The sequence below is a fragment of the Streptomyces durhamensis genome, from assembly GCF_000725475.1.
Lineage (GTDB): Bacteria > Actinomycetota > Actinomycetes > Streptomycetales > Streptomycetaceae > Streptomyces > Streptomyces filipinensis.
This window is the reverse complement of sequence record NZ_JNXR01000019.1, coordinates 49,661-65,483: the sequence shown is the minus strand read 5'-3', so window position 1 is coordinate 65,483 and position 15,823 is coordinate 49,661. Positions and strand designations below refer to the sequence as shown.

The window sequence follows — 15,823 nt, the reverse complement described above, 5'->3', positions numbered from 1 at the left end:
AAGCCTAAACTAAGGCACACCTAAGTAGGTACGCGGGTCCGGTCTATGACCTCATAAGGGGATCTTATGAGGTCTCCAGCGGCTTCTTATGGGGGTGGTGACGCGCCGACGCCCGGGGCCGGTCAGGCGGGCCGCACGATCCGGTGGATCGCCGACTCCCCGGCGCCGTAGACCGACTCCTCGCGTATCGACGATCCCGGGCCCGGGGCGTGCACCATCATGCCGCCGCCCACGTGCAGGCCCACGTGCCGGTCGTCGTCGAAGAACAGGACCAGATCACCCGGCTCGATCCCGGCGAGGGTGACCGGGGCGCCGGCGAGCGCCTGCTCGTGCGCGGACCGGGGCAGCGTGACCCCGGCGGCCCTCCAGGCGGCCTGGGTGAGACTGGAGCAGTCGTAGGAGTCCGGCCCCGTCGCACCCCACACACACGGCTTCCCGATCTGCGCCCGGGCGAACGCGATGGCCTTGGCGGCCCGCGTGGTCTGCGGCGACTCGGCAAGAGGTGCCAGGGAACCGGTGTCGGTCACGGAGGCCACGGTGGGGGAGGACCACGGGTCCCCGGCCGGTATCGCGGTCGCCGTCATGTCGGGTGACGCCCACGGCGCCTGCTGCCACTGGCCCGTTCCGGGGTCCGGGGGGAGCTGCGCGAGGGGTGGCGGTGGTGCGGCCATGACGGGCCCCTGCGGCACGGAGGCGGCCGGGGCGGCCGCGACGGGCCCGGCCGCCATGGGGGCTGGTGGCGTGGGCGAAACGTAGGCGGGCGGCTGGGTCGCGAGAAGGGGCGTGGACGGTGCGGCCGTCATCGGCGTGAGCGGTGCCGTTTCGACGGGAGCGGCCGGTGCGGGAGTGAGGGGCGCGGGAGGCGCGGCCGAGGGGGCAGCCGGCGGCGCGGGGGCGATGGCCGCGGGCGGCAGGGCCGTGGCGGGAACGGCCGCGGCGGAGACCAGTTGGGCGGCGTACCGGGAGATCACATCACTCGCGGCGGCGAGTTTGCGCTGGTTGTCGGCCTTGGACGCGGCGAGGGACGGGCGGCCCGACGTGCGCGGGCCGGGGAGCGCTCCCGGTTCCAGGGCCGGGGTGCCCCAGGGCGCGGACGGCCCGGCCGTCGGGAGGACGGCCGTCTCGACGGGTCCCGGGCCGGCCGGTTCCGCCGGAAGCCCGGGGCCGGGAAGTCCCGGAGCCGCTCGCGGTGCTTCGAGGCCGGCCGGTACGCCCACCAGGGCCGAGGGGCCCGGCAGTGCCGGTTCCGCCGCGCTCCCGCCGAGCGCACCCGCTCCGGCCGTGTCGGCCGGCTCGGGCGCCCGGCCCGCGAGTTCAGGGCGACGAGGACCGGGCAGCGCCGCGCGGGCGCTCTCGCGTGCGGCCAGGGCCAGTTGCTCCGGGTCCGGTGCCGGGCCGGCCGTCAGCTCGGCCACCGCGCGGCCGGCGGCCCGCTCCAGCGCCTCGGGGCGCCGGGCCGACAGGCCCGTTCCCGGCCCGTCCGGTGTGCCGCCCGCGAGTCCGCCTTCCCGCCACTCCCGGGAGCGTCCGGGTGCCGCCGGGCGGTCGGGCAGCCGGTCGGCGGGCAGTACGGCCGGGACGGTCGGACCGAGTTTGGCCCGCGCCCCCTCGAACCACGGCCGGGCGACCTCGTCGAGAGCGGGGTCCGGCCGCCGGCCGGGCCGCTTGGCCAGCGGAACGCCCCGCGAGCGCGTCACCGCCGCCATGGCCCGGGTCGCGTTGTAGTTCCCGGTCGCGTTCTCGGCCTGGTCGTAGAGGGCGTTGACCCGCTGTCGGACCTCGTCCCGCTGCGGACCCTCGTCGCGGCTCTCCGGCGCCATGGAAGACAGGCTCCTTCCTTGCCCCGCAGGGCAGTTGGGCCGACTCGTCCGGCTCGGTCGAGCGCCGGGCGGCCTCGCGTCAACCTAACCAACATGTGTACCTCGTGTGAAGGTTGAGGCGTGGAATGTCCGATACGTATTTGTGATGTTCGCGGTGACGTTCGAAGGGGAAAGGGGCGGACTCGCGTTTTCCTGTGAGGTTCCGGTGAATTCGCGAGAGCGTTGAACACATCGCCGCCGTCCTCCGTATGGGGCCGGGGAGCTCCATGCCCGACCGTCGCACACATCACACAGGGGACGACCTTGGCACGCAACAACCGCAGACGCCCGACCGGCGTACGACGCGCGACCTTCGCAGCGGTCGCCCTGATGCTCGGCGGGGGCGGCCTCGTCGCGGCGAACGTCTACGCCTCGGCGACCGAGAGCTGGGGCGGCGGGTCCGGCGCGAACGGGACCGGCCACGTCCTGTCCACGGGCATGGCGACGATCGACTGCCCCGACGTCGGCAGCCGGCTCACCGCCGTACCGGACGCCGCCCGGTCCGACGTGGACCGCGAACTCGCCCTGCTGGACCGTCAGACGGCGGCGGCGTACCGGCAGCTGCAGCAGTCGGGTCAGGCCACGGGTCAGGCCTCCGGCTCCGTCGACGCCACGATCATGAACCCTCTGAAGGAGCAGCGGGCCGCGGCGATCGGGCGGATCGCCGACGCCGTCGACCGGGTGGGGGAGCGTCCGCAGGGTCTGGACGACCTGGCCGCCTGCACCCTGCGCCCCGGCGACGGCGCGGGTGCCGGTGCTCAGGCCACCGCCGCCCCGACCGGCGGTGCCCAGCAGACCGGCGCCGGCCAGGGCGGCAACGGGCCGGTCGTCTCCGACTACGCGGACATCACCTCCGTACAGCCCGGCCTGCCGGCACCGGCCCAGCAGGCCGACGCCTCCCGCGGCACGTTCAGCTCCTCCTGCGGGGTCAACGCGAACGGCCTGTTCAACTCCGACAACGTGATCGTCGCGCCCGGCGTCTCCAACGGCGCCCACCACTTCCACGACTACGTCGGCAACCAGGGCAACAACGCCTTCGCGAGCGACGACGACCTCGCCCGGGCCGGGACGAGCTGCGCCGACCAGGGCGACAGGTCCACCTACTACTGGCCGGTGCTGCGCCTGCAGAACGGCACGCAGGAACGGGACGCCGGGTCCCCGGGCGGCGGCACGGAGGGCAACGCGGGTCAGATCGTCACGCCCAAGCAGGTGACGCTGACGTTCGTGGGCAACCCGCGCGACAAGGTCACCGCCATGCCGCGGTTCCTGCGCATCATCACCGGCGACGCCAAGGCCTTCGTCAACGGGCCCGGCAACGCCAACGCGTCCTGGAGCTGCACCGGTTACGAGGACCGGCAGCTGAAGGACAAGTATCCGCTGTGCCCGCCGGGCAGCGACGTGGTGCGCAGCTTCCGGTTCCAGAGCTGCTGGGACGGCCGCAACATCGACAGCGCCAACCACCGTACCCATGTGGCCTTCACCGCCCCCGACGGCTCCTGTCCGGCCGGCTTCCGCGCCATTCCGCAGCTCGTGCAGCGCATCGTCTACGACGTCAAGGCGCCGAGTCTCCAGGACGGCGGCCGTACGGTTCCGCTCTTCGCGGTCGACTCCTTCCCCGAGCAGCTGCACAAGCCCGTCACCGACCACGGCGACTTCATCAACGTCTTCGACGAGGACCTGATGCGCGAGATGGTCGACTGCATCAACTCCGGCCGCACCTGCGGCGCCGGCGGTGACGGCTCCGGTACGACCCCGGCGCCCACGGCGAGTTCCGGCACCGGCACGACGACCGCCCCGGGCGGCGGTACGACGCAGCAGCCCGGCGGCACGGCGACCTCCGCGCCGGCACCCACGGCGTCCGGGCCCACGGAGTCCGGGCCCACCGAGATTCCGAGGACCGACGCGACGATCACTCCGCACCACACCACCCGCCAGGATCAGCCCACCCGGCACGACCAGCCCACCCCGCAGGACCACCCCACCCGGCAGGGCCGGCCCGCTGAGCAGCACAAGCCCACGGACCAGGGCTCGCCCGCCCGGCAGGACCGGTCCACCAGCCCGGCACCGTCCACCCGGCACCACGGCACCGGCAAGCAGAGCGGCTCGACCGGACCGGCCCCGTCCGCGCCCGTCCAGTCCCCGCCCGCCCCGTCCGCGCCCGTCCAGTCCCAGCCCGTCCCGTCCGCACCCGCACAGGCCACCGCCGCCGGACATGTCCCGCCGGCGACCGCGCAGCCCGAACCGCAGGGCGGGCAGGGCGCACTCGCTCAGACCGGGGCGCATCTGTGGCCCGCGGCCCTCGGCGTCCTGCTCGCCCTGTCGGGTCTGATCATGCTGCTCCGGGCCAGGCGTCTGCGGTACTGACCGCCGCCCGCGCCGGCCGAAGGGTGTGCGGCGGCCCACTCCACGCAGTGGGCCGCCGCACACCGTGCACGGAGCAGCCCCCACGGCCGTGGGCCGAGCGCTGCCCGGCGGCCGCGCTCAGCCCACCTTGAGCGTCTGCTTCGCCAGTTCGTACGCCGGCCGCATGGCGTCGTGCTCCTCGCTGTCCATGCCGCCCAGGTGCAGCACGACCGGGCCGTCGGGTGTGCTGACCGCGAGGGCGGTCTCCTTCTTGGTCTCCTCCAGGAGCTTGCTGGTGTAGAGGTACTCCACCTCCACGCCGCGCAGTCCGCCGCCCGTCCGGACGGAGCGGTACCTCTCCTTGCTGACGTTGTCCTCCGCGGCGACGAACCGGCGCAGCACAGCGCCCGCGTCGGCGTCCTCCGGCTTGCCGGTCCACACCCGCAGGAACCCGATGTGGCCCGCCGGCTTCGCGTCGATCTCACAGGCCGTGGTGACCGGCCCCTGGCGCAGGAACGCGTCGGCGAACGCCCCGCTCAGGCCGCCGTCGGAGCCCTTCGAGGCCTTCGACAGCTCCTTCTCGGCGTCGACCGCCTCGGCCTTCCAGCCCTTGGCGATGTCGAAACGGACGGGCAGCTCGCAGCGGGAACCGGCCGCGCCGATCGAACCCCCGCTCGCCGTCGCCGTCCCCCCGGCCCCTTCGCCGCCGGCGCTCGCCGAGGCGCCGGAAGCGCTCCTCGCGTCACCGTCCGCCGGCTTCGCGCATCCTCCCAGCACCGCCGCCAGCGCCACCGCCAGGACCAGTCTGCCCCGCACGGACCCCACCCCGACCTGCACTTCCCTCTCCCCTCCTGTTCAGGAGGCGCCACTGTAGCCGAGGGCACCGACAGGGCCGCGCGCACCGGCGCGCGCCGCCCGGACCGGGTCAGCCGGTGACGAGTGCCCTGCAGTAGACCGTGGAGCTGTGCCGGACGCTCATGCCCAGGCGCTGGTAGAGCGGGAGCGCGCCGGCACCGGAATGCGTCCACAGGGTGCAGCCCGGTCTGCCCCGGCGGTGGAAGGTGCGGAACGCCTCCCACAGCAGCGTGCGGGCGATGCCCCGGCCGCGGTGGTCGCGCCGTACCGCGACCCGCTCGACGTATCCCTCGTCGTGGCCCGGCACGTCCAGGGACAGCACCGCCCCGACCATCTGGCCGTCGGCGAGGGCCACCGGTGAGGCCGCCGGCAGGAACGTGGCCCGTTCGACGGTGTGCCGGGCCCACTCCGCGTAGCTCTTCCGCCGCGGCTGCCACTCGTCGAACGCGTCCTCGGTGAGCTGGTAGGCGGCCGGTTCGTCGCCGGGCCGGAACGGCCGTACGGTGATGCCCGCCGGCGGGCCGGGCACCGCCGGTTCCCGCGGCAGCGCGATCTCCAGCAGCCATTCGGTGACCAGCCGGGAGTACCCGCCGGCCCGCAGCAGCGCGGTCGCGGCGCCGTCGCTGTCGGAGACCGTCTGCGCGAGCCGGTCGCCGCCCAGCTCCCGGGCCCGGGTCTCGGCCCAGGCGAGCAGCCCGCTGCCGAGGCCCCGCCCCTGGTGCGCGGGGTGCACATGGACCCTGGCCCGATGCCCCCTGACCCAGCCGTACCCGGCCGGCCCGCCCGCGCGGTCGCACACGAGCAGGGTGTCCTCCCGCGGACGCAGACCGGGCAGTGTCAGTTCGGCGCTGATCCGGTCGGCACCGGTCAGGGCGCGGCCCTCCAGCGCCCGCTCGCACGCGACGACCAGCCCGTGGACCGCGGCCGCGTCGGCCGTCGTCACCGGCCGGCACCGGTAGCCGGCCGGCAGCCACCGCGGTCGAAGGCCGGACCCGAGTGCACCCGTGCCGGTCACGGCAGTCCCTCCCGTCCATCCCGTGCACAGGCTCTACCCCGCCGTGCCCGCTGCCACGCCCGCCGTTTGCGGGGCGCCGCGGGCGCACGGCAGGGTGCGGGTGTGCCTACCTTGCTGATCGTCCATCACACCCCGTCACCCAACTGCCAGGCGCTGTTCGAGGCCGTCGTCTCCGGCGCCACGACACCGGAGATCGAGGGCGTCCGCGTGATCCGGCGGGCGGCCCTGTCCGCGACCGCCGCCGACGTCCTCGAAGCCGACGGCTATCTGCTCGGCACACCGGCGAACCTCGGCTACATGTCCGGTGCGCTGAAGCACTTCTTCGACCAGATCTACTACCCCTGCCTCGACGAGACCCGGGGCCGTCCCTTCGGCTACTACGTCCACGGCGGCAACGACGTCACCGGCGCCGTCCGCGCCATCGAGGCCGTCACCACCGGCCTCGGCTGGCGCCGCGCGGCCGACGCGGTGACCGTCACCGGCGAGCCGGGCAAGGCCGGGACCCAGGCGTGCTGGGAGCTGGGGGCCACGGTCGCGGCGGGGCTGATGCCCGGCACGTGAGGGACGGACCGGGCCGCCCGGGCCAGGGCTCCCCTGCGGCCACCGGAGTGACCGTCGCACCGTCACGCCCGGTGATGCGCGCGGGCCGGGGCCCGACGGCACCACCGGCGACCGAGGGCCCGCACACCGGTGGTGAGCGCCCGTCAGCACCAGCCCGGGAGCGACGGCGATGCCCGGGCGCACCGGCCGCCTGGACGGATGAAGGTGCGGGCCCGCTGTCCCTGGCCGACGATGGGACCGGGGCCGCGCCCCGCCGGCGTGGCCGAAGCCCGTCGTATGTCGTCGTACGTCGTCGAGCCAGGGAGCGTCGGATGCGAGCGGACGGCCACGCACCCGGACGGTCCGCGCCGGACGGCCAGGACGCCGGCGAGCTGCTGCGCCGGTGCGCTCGGGACATGGCCGACGTCGCCGAGGACATCCGCGCGGTGTCGGCCCGCACCGGCAGCGCGCTGCGAGCGGCACCCCTGAGGGCCTCCGCACGCCGCCGGCCCCGGACCGCTCTCGCCGCCCGGTGGGCGCTGCTACGGGCCCTGACGCACAGGCAGGGCCTCGGCGGCTCGGCGATCACCGTGCCGAAGGGCGTCGCCAGGGCGTTCGGCGCGGGCGGTGCGCCGCCCGGCCGCGAGAGCCTGGCCGTGCTGGTCGGCCTCGCCTCCCTGCGTCTGCGGATCGCGGCCCTGCTGCTCGACCACCCCGAGCTGGCGCGCGACCCGGGCATGCGCCGGCTGAGGGAGGCCGTCGACCGAGGCCGCGACCCGGACGCCGTACGGGCCCTGCGCGCGCTGTTCCGGGACCGGGGCGCCCAGCGCGCCCTGTCGGGGCTCGGCCCGCTGACGGCCGCGCTGCTCGACCTGCGGGCCCTGCTGGAGGAGGACCCGGGGGCCGGCCGGACCGGCCGGGCGTTCGTGGCGCGGCGCGGGCCGGCCGCCGCGCCGCCCGACGGCATCGGGGCCGCTCGCCTCGTGGCCGTGCCCAGGAGCGAGGGTGCCGCCGAGCCCGTCGACCTCACCGACCAGGAGAAGCAGTTCATCGCCACCGAGGGCTCCTTCCTCGGGTTCCTGCGCAACATCGAGGTGCTGTCCAGCAACGGGCGGATCCTCGTACAGAACGTTCGCGGCCCCGACGGGGTCGTCCGCTACGTCGTCCAGGCGCCCGGCACGGCTCCGGGCCGCCCGCGCAACGACTCCCCGCCGGACTACGTCGGTGCCTGGCGCGAGCTGTTCACGACCGACTCCTCCTGCACCCGCTCGCTCCTGGCCGCCCTGAAGGACTACGGCATCCCGCGCGGCGCCGAACTCGCGTTCGTCGGGCACGGCGAGGGCGGGACCGCGCTGCTGAACCTCGCCCACGACGCGGAGTTCTGCCGCAGCTACCGGGTCACGCACGTCGTCACCGTCGGCTCCCCGGCCGGCACCAGGAAGCCCGCCGACCCGCGCACCTGGATCGCGCACATCACCAACCAGCACGACCCCGTGCCCGTCCCGGACGACCCGGACACGAACCCCCGCCTCGACCCGCATCCGCACCGGTACGAGGTCGCCTACCCCGGTCCCACCCGGGAGTTCCCGCTGTGCCACATGCTCCGCGAGTACATCGAGCACCTGCGCACGGTGGTCCCGGGGGCCCGCGAGCGAGTCGACGAGGCCCTCGCGGCGTACCGGGGTCCCATCGTGCGTACCCGGGCCTACCAGCCCCGGGACCGAGCCCACCCGCCCGAGGGTCATCCCTTCCTCACCCTGCCCACCAGCACGTCCCCCACGACGGTCGGCCCCGTCGAAGTGCCGGTGCGCTCCTACGACTCCGCCGTCGCCCACCTCTGCTTCCCCGTCCGTGCCGACGCGGCGCGCGGTCTGCTGCCCGGCGGCACCTGGCTCACCCCGAGCCGGCTGGGCCGGCGGGCCCTCGCCGTGCTGTCGCTGTACGAGCACCGCTGCACCACGATCGGCCCCTACACCGAGATCGCCCTGTCCGTCCTGGTCGACGACCTGTGGCGGCCCCGCCCGTACGACCTCGCCGTGGACCCGCTGCGCCGCTCCGACCTGCGGCGCACCGGCCGCTACGTCCTCTGCCTCGCCGTCACCAGCGAGGAGGCCCGCGTGGTCGCCCGGGAGATCTGGGGCCAGCCCGCGATGCGGACGACCGCCGAGGCCGACCTGACGGGCCGCCGGATCGACGTACGGTCCCGGGACCTCGGACTCGCCGTGACCGGCCGGCTCGGACCGGGCGTCCGCTGCCCGGAGGCCGACTGGGTGCTCTACGGCCGCCGGGGCGAGAGCACCGTACGCACCCTGGTACGGACCCACGGCAGGCCGCGGCTGCACCCCGGCACCGGAGTGCGGCTGCGGCTGGGCACCGCGGCGGCCGAACCCCTCGCCGGACAGCTGCGCCGGCTCGGCATCCACACGGCCAGGCCCCTGTTCGTCCTCGCCTGTCCCCAGTTCCTGGCCCACCGCAGCGCCGGCGCCCTGCTGCCGCGCTGACGACCCGTATCCTGCCCCGTCGAGTGGGAGCCGCCATGGTGACCGAGTCCCCCCGAGCGATCACGGCCGCGGCCGGTGAGCTCCTCGCCCGCGCCGCCATGTTGCGTGCCGATGCCGGCCTCATGGACGGCTGTGCCCGGAAGCTGCTCGCCACCGCCGCCGCCCTCAGCGGCTGCGCCGCGGCCCCCGGGGGCAGCCGCCCCGCCCTGGAGCGCCAGGCCGCCGCGTGCACCACCGCGGCGGACCAACTGCGCCGTGCCGCCCGTGCGTTGGAGGTCCACGCACGGGCCGGGGCGGGGAAGCCTGGGACCGAGCCCTCGGCTGCCCGGGGGTGACCCGGGCGAGTGTGCCGCTCTCCCTCCGGCTGGGGCGTCGTGATGACGCCGCCGCTCACCCCGTTCGTCTCAGCGGACCCGTTCGGCCGCCGCGCGGGTGAGGTGGCGGCGCGGCGCGGAGGCGTCACGCCCCCGGCCCGCCCCGCTGCCGGGGCTCTCGGCGAGCGGTCGCACGAAGAGGCTGACGGTGGCCTCCTCCGCGAAGCCGTTGCGGCGCATCAGCTCGGCCGAGGCGGTGTTGCGCCGTTCCACATCCGTGACCACGCACACGGCCCCGGCCGATGCGAGCCGCGCACAGCACTCCTTCACCAGCCGGGACGCCACCCCGCGCCCCTGGTAGGCGGGATCGACGGCGATCCACTCCAGATAGCCCCAGTCGGCGCGCTGCTCGAAGGACAGCGAACCGAGCACGAACCCGGCCACCCGGTCGCCGTCCAGCACCACCAGGCAGGCGGGGTCCGGTGCGTCCAGATGCCCGGCGACGGCCGACAGCGACCAGCCCGTGTAGGGCATGGCATCGGTGTCGTACACCTTGTGGCCGAGGTCGAGGACGGCGGCCAGGTGTTCGAACCCGAGGGGCTGGAGCGTCAGCTCCTCGGAGCTGGGCGGGACGGCGGCCATGGACACTCCCTTCAGGGCGGTATTTCGCAGCATATGTCCGCTGCGCCGGTCCGGCACGGCCGGCCGAGCCGGACCTCGTACCCGCCGCGTCAGGGCTTGCGGGCCACCCCCACGTACACCGGCTGTTCCGCCACGACCCGCATCCCCGGCTCCGGGAGCCAGCGCGTGGCCGGCACGACACCCGGTTCGTACACGTCGAGGCCGTCGAAGAACCGGGTCACCTCGGCGAGCGAGCGGGCCTGGACCGGGGTGCCGCCGGCGCGGTAGACCGCCACGATCCGCTCCCGTAGCTCCGGGTCGAACTCGCCGCTGCCGTGGGACAACAGCAGATGGCTGCCGGAGGGCAGCGGCTCCAGCAACGCGCGCACGACACCGTGCGGATCCTGCTCGTCGGTGACGAACGGCAGCAGCGCGATCAGGGACAGGGCTACGGGCCGGGTGAGGTCCAGGTGCTCGCGGGCGCACTCCAGGATCCGCTCCGGTTCCCGGACGTCGGCGTGCACATAGGCGGTACGGCCCTCGGGCGTGCCGCGGAGCAGGGCTTCGGCGTGCCGGAGAACGATCGGGTCGTTGTCCGCGTACACCACGCGGGCGCTCGGGGTGACGGCCTGGGCGATCTGGTGCAGATTCGGCTCGGTGGGGATCCCGGTGCCCACATCGAGGAACTGGTCGACGCCCTGACGGGCGACGAAGCGGACGGCCCGGTGCATGAACTCGCGGTTGGCCCAGGCCGTGTTTTTGACACCCGGGAAGAGCTCCAGCACTCGCTGCGCGGCCTCGGCGTCGACCGGGTAGTGGTCCTTGCCGTCCAGGAACCAGTCGTACATACGGGCCGAGTGCGGCTTGCCGGTGTCGATGCGCTCCGGGCTGAATCCGGTGTCTGTCACGTGGGCTCTCCGTGAAAGGTGGGGGGTGGATGGCGCACGCCGCTGGCCGGGCGTCGCGTGCGCGGTGGTCAGCGGCAGCGGGAAGCCGCCGCGCTGTCGTGGCGGTGCCAGACGGCGTCGACCTCACGGCCGTCGGGCAGGGTGTGGCGGGGCGGTCCCTCGTCCGCCACGAAGCCGGCCCGGGCCAGCGCCCGGCGGCTCGCGGTGTTCCCGGGCTCCGCACCCGCCCGGACGGTGGCCAGTCCGGCATGGGTGTGCGCGAGCGCCGCACCCGCGCGGAACAGCTCCGCGCCCAGGCCCTGGCCCCGGCAGGACGGCGCCAGCCAGCCGCCCATCTCGCCCGTGCGGTGCTCCAGTTCCAGGGCGCCGGCGTAGGCGAGGTCGGATCGGCGCACACAGACCAGGAGCAGCGGGTCGTCCGGGCCGGGTGCGTACGGCTGCGCCAGCCTCCGGGGCACCCGGCGGCCGTCGTCACCGGCCGGCCGCCAGGCCAGCAGGGCCCGGCGGGCGCCGGGGTCGGGCACGATCCGGTCGGCCTGGGTGCCGAGCCAGCGCTGTGCCTCGGCGTCGGCGCAGGCGGCGAGCGCCGCCGCCACGTCGAGCCGGGTCCGCGGTGTGAACAGCAACAGCCGTTCGGTGGCCAGGGCGTGCCGGCCGCACGCGGGCTCGCACCGCCCGGGCGCGGGCAGCCCGGCCGCGGCCCGCCTCCGGCGGATCACCGACCAGATCATGCACACCCCCGGGCGGAACGCTTGCGCGTTGCGGACGCGGAGCCCGCACGAACCCCGGGCCCCGCCAGATGCGGACGCCCCGCACCGGCGGCGAATGTACCGGCCTTCAGCGGTGGGTGGGGTGTGCGTGGGGGTGGTTTCGGTCGCCGGGCGTGGCGGAGCGGGGCGGCGTGGAGCGGCATGGAGTGAGGGCGGTGTGGAGGCGGGGTGTGCGATAGGTGTCGGGCGGGTGGGGTGCGGTCGTGGGGCGGTGGGCCGGTTCCGGGAAGCACCCGGATCCGTATCGCCCCCGGGGATGTTGAGGCAGGTGGCAGGTGGGGTGCGGCACGGGGGCCCGCGCCCGCGCGTAGGGGTGTCGGGGGCGGCTGGAACCGGGTGGAGCGCGGCACACGGGCCCGTGCCCCCTTTGTGCCGGGGTGTTGAGGTGACCGGGCCCGGGCGGGGTGTTCCGACAGCGCGCCGCGGGCGTCCGCGTGGCGGAAGTGACGCGATGGCTGGGGGCGGGCTCCGCGGAGCCGGTGGGGCGTTCGGGCTCAGCCGGCCTGTTCCTGGGAGCCGGGCTTGGGGCGGGTGCGGGTCCAGGAGGGGTCGGCGGACGGGGCGGGGACGGGGGCCGTGTGGTGCATGGGGAATCCTTCGGACGAGTGGGGGACGGTCCGGGGCGGGGGAGGGGATCGACGGCGGGGGGTCAGTCGAGGCCGGACGGCAGCTCCGCCCAGACGACGCGGGCGGGCCGGCCGGGCACGGGCGCCACGCCCCAGTCGAGGCTCAGCGCGTCCACGAGGAACAGCCCGCGCCCGTGCTGGTCGTCGGGCTCCGGGCGGCGCGCCGCCGGCGGCGCGTGGCCGCCTCCCTGGTCCTCGACCTCGATCCGTATCCGGTCCGCCGTGCCGTGCACGCGGCAGGCGATCCGCTCACCGGCCGTGTGCACGAGGGCGTTCGTGACCAGTTCCGAGGTCACCAGGACCGCGTCGTCCCGGCGGTCTGCCGGCACGTCCCAGGCGGTCAGCAGGTCCCGTACGGCGCGGCGGGCCGTGCCGACGGCCGCCGGCCGGGCCGGCAGCTCGAAGGCGGTGGCGGTCGCGGAGCGGTACGGCGGGGCCCCGGAGGCGAGCCGGTCGGGACCGAGGGGTCCAGGGAGTCGACCGGGGCGCTCGCCTCCGGGTGGTAGGAGGACACCGGCCGGCAGCGGCGGCCGGTGCGGATGCTCCGCGGTGTCCGCCGCGGGGAGGGAGCGGTCCCCGGTGTCCGAGGCCCGGTACGGGGCGGCCTCCGCCGCGTCAGCCCACGCGTCCCGCTTCCCCGCACGGTCCGTGGCCCGGCGCGGCCGCCGGCCGGGGACGTCCGGAACGCGGGGTGTCCGCTCGGCACGGTCCGGTGCTCGGTCCGCCGCGGCGGCGTTCGCCGGAGCCGGACGCGGCCGGTCCGCGGTGCCGGCGTTCTCCGGAGCCCGGCGCGGCCCTGCCGCGGTGTCGGGAACGTTGTGTGTGCGGTCGGTGCGGTCCGGTGCTCGATGTGCCGCCCCGGCGTCGTCCGGAGTCTGTTGCGGCCGGTCGGCGGTGTCCGGTACGGGGTGTTGCGGGTCGGCGGTCTCCGGGGTCCGGTGGGGCTGGTCGGTGTCGTCCGGGGTCTGATGCGCTCGCTCGGCGTTGCCCGGCGCGTGGTGTGGCCGGGTGAAGGAGTTCGGGGCCCGGTGTGCCGGTTCGGCGGTGTCCCGGGGCCGGCCTGTGCGCTCCGCGTCGCCCGCAGCCCGGCTCGGGGACCTCACCGGGTCCGCGGGCCGGGCCGGGCCCTGTGCGGACCGGTGCTGGTGGGGTACGGCGGGCAGGCGCGACGGGCTTGACGGCACGGGTGCTCGGTGGAGCGGTCGGGGGAGGGAGGGCGGAGCCATCGCCGTGCGCCTTTCGTCCGGCCTCGCGTGGGGGTGTCGGGCTCTGGCCGGCCGCTCGCGCAGCAGACGACACACCGCCTCCCACGAGGCCGTAGAGCGGCCAGGTCTCCCCCAACCCGGCCGCGCCGCCCGCTCCTTGGTCAGCCGGAGCAGTGAGTCCACTGTGGCACCTGCCAACAACGCTCCGCAACCAGCAAGTTGAAATTTGCAAGTAGCCAAGTGCATGCTGCTTCCGCCAGAACGTGATCGAATGGGTCGGGGAAGCGATCGTGTGCAACGGTGTCCCCGTGACCTGCTGAGGGGGTGTGGCGCGTGACCGCGGAGACCGACTGGGGCGGCGCCCCCTCCGTCCTGCGCATGATCCTGGGCCGTCAACTCGAGGAGCTGCGCACCCGGGCCGGCCTCGGCTACCCGGAAGCGGGCGCCGCCATCGGGGTCAGCCACTCCACGATCCGCCGCATGGAGGCCGCCAAGGTGGCCCGGCTGCGGCTCGCGGACGTCGAGAAACTGCTCCAGGTCTACGGCGTCACCGACCAGGCGGAGATCGACACCTTCCTGCAGTCCGTGCGCGAGGCGAACAAGCGCGGCTGGTGGCACACGTACCGCGATGTGATGCCCGACTGGTTCGCCGCCTACCTCAGCCTGGAACAGGCCGCGTTGCAGATCCGCGCGTACGAGAACCAGTTCGTGCACGGCCTGCTGCAGACCGAGGACTACGCCCGCGCCCTGCTCGCCGCGGACAATCCGCACGCCTCCGCCGAGGCCACCGAACGCCGGGTCGCCCTGCGCATGCGCCGCCAGGAGCTGCTGGCACGCGAGGCGCCGCCGCGGGTGTGGGTGGTGATGGACGAGACGGTACTGCGCTGGCCGGTCGGCGGAGCGCGGGTGATGCGGGCGCAGATCGACCACCTCATCGAGGTCAACCGGCTGCCCCATGTCACCCTGCAGCTCATGCCGTTCGCCAACGGCCCGCACCCGGCGCTGCGGGCGGGCGCCTATCACCTCTTCCGGTTCCGGGCCCGCGAACTCCCCGACATCGTCTACCTCAACGGTCTGGTCGGGGCCGTCTACCTCGACAAGACCGACGACGTCGTGGTGTACCGGGAGGCACTGGACCGGCTCGGTGCCCAGGCCGCACCCGCCAGGAAGACCGAGGCCCGGCTCGGCGCGATCCGCAAGGAGCTGTGACGCACCCACCCGCGCGTACGCGAAGCCCCCACCCCTCGACCTGAATGGGAGACACGGCGTTGCCCGACAACGGATGGCCGGCCGACCGGATCGACACCGAGAACGCCCACTCCGCCCGCATCTACGACTACATCCTCGGCGGCAAGGACTACTACCCCGCCGACCAGGAGGCGGGCGACGCCATGGCCCGGGAGTGGCCCGCGCTCCCGGTCCACATGCGCGCCAACCGCGACTGGATGAACCGCGCCGTGCGCTGGCTCGCCGAGGAGGCGGGCATGCGCCAGTTCCTGGACATCGGCACCGGCATCCCGACCTCGCCGAACCTGCACGAGATCGCCCAGTCCGTGGCCCCCGAGGCCCGGGTCGTGTACGTCGACAACGACCCGATCGTGCTCACCCTCTCCCAGGGCCTGCTCGCCAGCGCGCCCGAGGGCCGTACCTCGTACCTGGAGGCGGACTTCCGCGACCCGGCGGCCATCCTGGACGCCCCCGAGCTGCGCGAGACGCTGGACCTGGGCAAGCCGGTCGCGCTCACCGTCATCGCCATCGTCCACTTCATGCTCGACGCGGACGACGCGGTCGGTGTCGTACGCCGGCTGCTGGAGCCGCTGCCGTCCGGCAGCCACCTCGCGATGTCCATCGGCACCGCCGAGTTCGCCCCCGAGGAGGTGGGCCGGGTCGCCCGCGAGTACGCGGCCCGCAACATGCCGATGCGGCTGCGCACCCTCGCCGAGGCCCACGAGTTCTTCGAGGGCCTGGAGCTGGTCGAGCCGGGCATCGTCCAGGTGCACAAGTGGCACCCCGACGGGACCGGCGAGAAGGGCATCCGCGACGAGGACATCGCCATGTACGGCGCGGTCGCCCGCAAGCCCTGACGAGCCGTCGGCACGCCCCGACAGACGACCGGCACGCCCTGACAGACCAGGGGCCGGGGTCCGCACCCACCTCCCGGACCCCGGCCCCTCCTCCCCGCGCACGGCGGGATGACCGAAACGGCGCGGAAAAGGGGCCGGAATTCGGCACAACCCTCCGGCCGCCTCATGTTCTGTGAGGGGAG

The 15,823-nt window shown here is 75.0% G+C and carries 13 protein-coding genes; 6 read left to right on the top strand and 7 right to left on the bottom strand.

The genetic code is table 11. The features are described 5' to 3' along the window. Positions 1-122: 122 nt before the first annotated feature. A complete protein-coding gene (locus IO33_RS52740) occupies positions 123-1,820 on the bottom strand; it encodes an NlpC/P60 family protein (RefSeq protein WP_051927002.1) in 1,698 nt (565 codons plus the stop codon). Positions 1,821-2,189: 369 nt separating this feature from the next. Between IO33_RS52740 and IO33_RS0128030 the strand changes: the two genes are divergently transcribed. Further along, positions 2,190-4,223 (top strand): DUF1996 domain-containing protein, encoded by a 2,034-nt coding sequence (locus IO33_RS0128030; protein ID WP_031169952.1) that lies wholly within the window; start codon positions 2,190-2,192, stop codon positions 4,221-4,223. A gap of 117 nt (positions 4,224-4,340) precedes the next feature. Here the strand turns inward: IO33_RS0128030 and IO33_RS0128025 are convergent, their stop codons facing one another. Then, positions 4,341-5,039, bottom strand: coding sequence for a lipoprotein (locus IO33_RS0128025; RefSeq protein ID WP_031169950.1), 699 nt, complete (start codon positions 5,037-5,039; stop codon positions 4,341-4,343). A gap of 88 nt (positions 5,040-5,127) precedes the next feature. After that, on the bottom strand, positions 5,128-6,000 hold the full coding sequence (locus IO33_RS0128020; RefSeq protein WP_245235903.1) for a GNAT family N-acetyltransferase: 873 nt from the start codon (positions 5,998-6,000) through the stop codon (positions 5,128-5,130). A gap of 174 nt (positions 6,001-6,174) precedes the next feature. Here IO33_RS0128020 and IO33_RS0128015 point away from each other — a divergent pair, with 174 nt between their 5' ends. The 3 genes from IO33_RS0128015 (at position 6,175) to IO33_RS0128005 (ending at position 9,448) form a co-directional block, all read left to right on the top strand. Further along, on the top strand, positions 6,175-6,633 hold the full coding sequence (locus IO33_RS0128015) for an NAD(P)H-dependent oxidoreductase (RefSeq protein WP_031169946.1): 459 nt from the start codon (positions 6,175-6,177) through the stop codon (positions 6,631-6,633). A 311-nt stretch (positions 6,634-6,944) separates the two neighbouring features. Then, entirely contained in the window at positions 6,945-9,113 is a 2,169-nt protein-coding gene (locus IO33_RS0128010) for an acetoacetate decarboxylase family protein (RefSeq protein ID WP_051927001.1), read from the top strand. A 35-nt stretch (positions 9,114-9,148) separates the two neighbouring features. After that, positions 9,149-9,448, top strand: a complete 300-nt coding sequence (locus IO33_RS0128005) for a hypothetical protein (protein WP_031169942.1) — start codon at positions 9,149-9,151, stop codon at positions 9,446-9,448. A 69-nt stretch (positions 9,449-9,517) separates the two neighbouring features. On the opposite strand, the gene IO33_RS0128000 is transcribed toward IO33_RS0128005, so the two are convergent. The 4 genes from IO33_RS0128000 to IO33_RS50545 all read right to left on the bottom strand — a co-directional run bounded on the left by IO33_RS0128000 (position 9,518) and on the right by IO33_RS50545 (position 13,536). After that, positions 9,518-10,069 carry a GNAT family N-acetyltransferase gene (locus tag IO33_RS0128000; RefSeq protein WP_037686145.1) on the bottom strand — a complete coding sequence of 184 codons (552 nt, stop codon included), beginning with the start codon at positions 10,067-10,069 and terminating at the stop codon, positions 9,518-9,520. Positions 10,070-10,158: 89 nt separating this feature from the next. Continuing rightward, entirely contained in the window at positions 10,159-10,956 is a 798-nt protein-coding gene (locus tag IO33_RS0127995; RefSeq protein ID WP_031169938.1) for an SAM-dependent methyltransferase, read from the bottom strand. A gap of 68 nt (positions 10,957-11,024) precedes the next feature. Then, entirely contained in the window at positions 11,025-11,687 is a 663-nt protein-coding gene (locus IO33_RS0127990; RefSeq protein ID WP_031169936.1) for a GNAT family N-acetyltransferase, read from the bottom strand. A 688-nt stretch (positions 11,688-12,375) separates the two neighbouring features. Beyond that, a complete protein-coding gene (locus tag IO33_RS50545; RefSeq protein ID WP_245235901.1) occupies positions 12,376-13,536 on the bottom strand; it encodes an ATP-binding protein in 1,161 nt (386 codons plus the stop codon). 354 nt (positions 13,537-13,890) lie between these two features. On the opposite strand from IO33_RS50545, the gene IO33_RS0127975 reads away from it, so the two are divergent. Both IO33_RS0127975 and IO33_RS0127970 read left to right on the top strand, forming a co-directional pair. Continuing rightward, a complete protein-coding gene (locus tag IO33_RS0127975; RefSeq protein ID WP_031169932.1) occupies positions 13,891-14,766 on the top strand; it encodes a helix-turn-helix domain-containing protein in 876 nt (291 codons plus the stop codon). A 59-nt stretch (positions 14,767-14,825) separates the two neighbouring features. After that, positions 14,826-15,641 (top strand): SAM-dependent methyltransferase, encoded by an 816-nt coding sequence (locus IO33_RS0127970; RefSeq protein WP_031169930.1) that lies wholly within the window; start codon positions 14,826-14,828, stop codon positions 15,639-15,641. Positions 15,642-15,823: the final 182 nt, after the last annotated feature.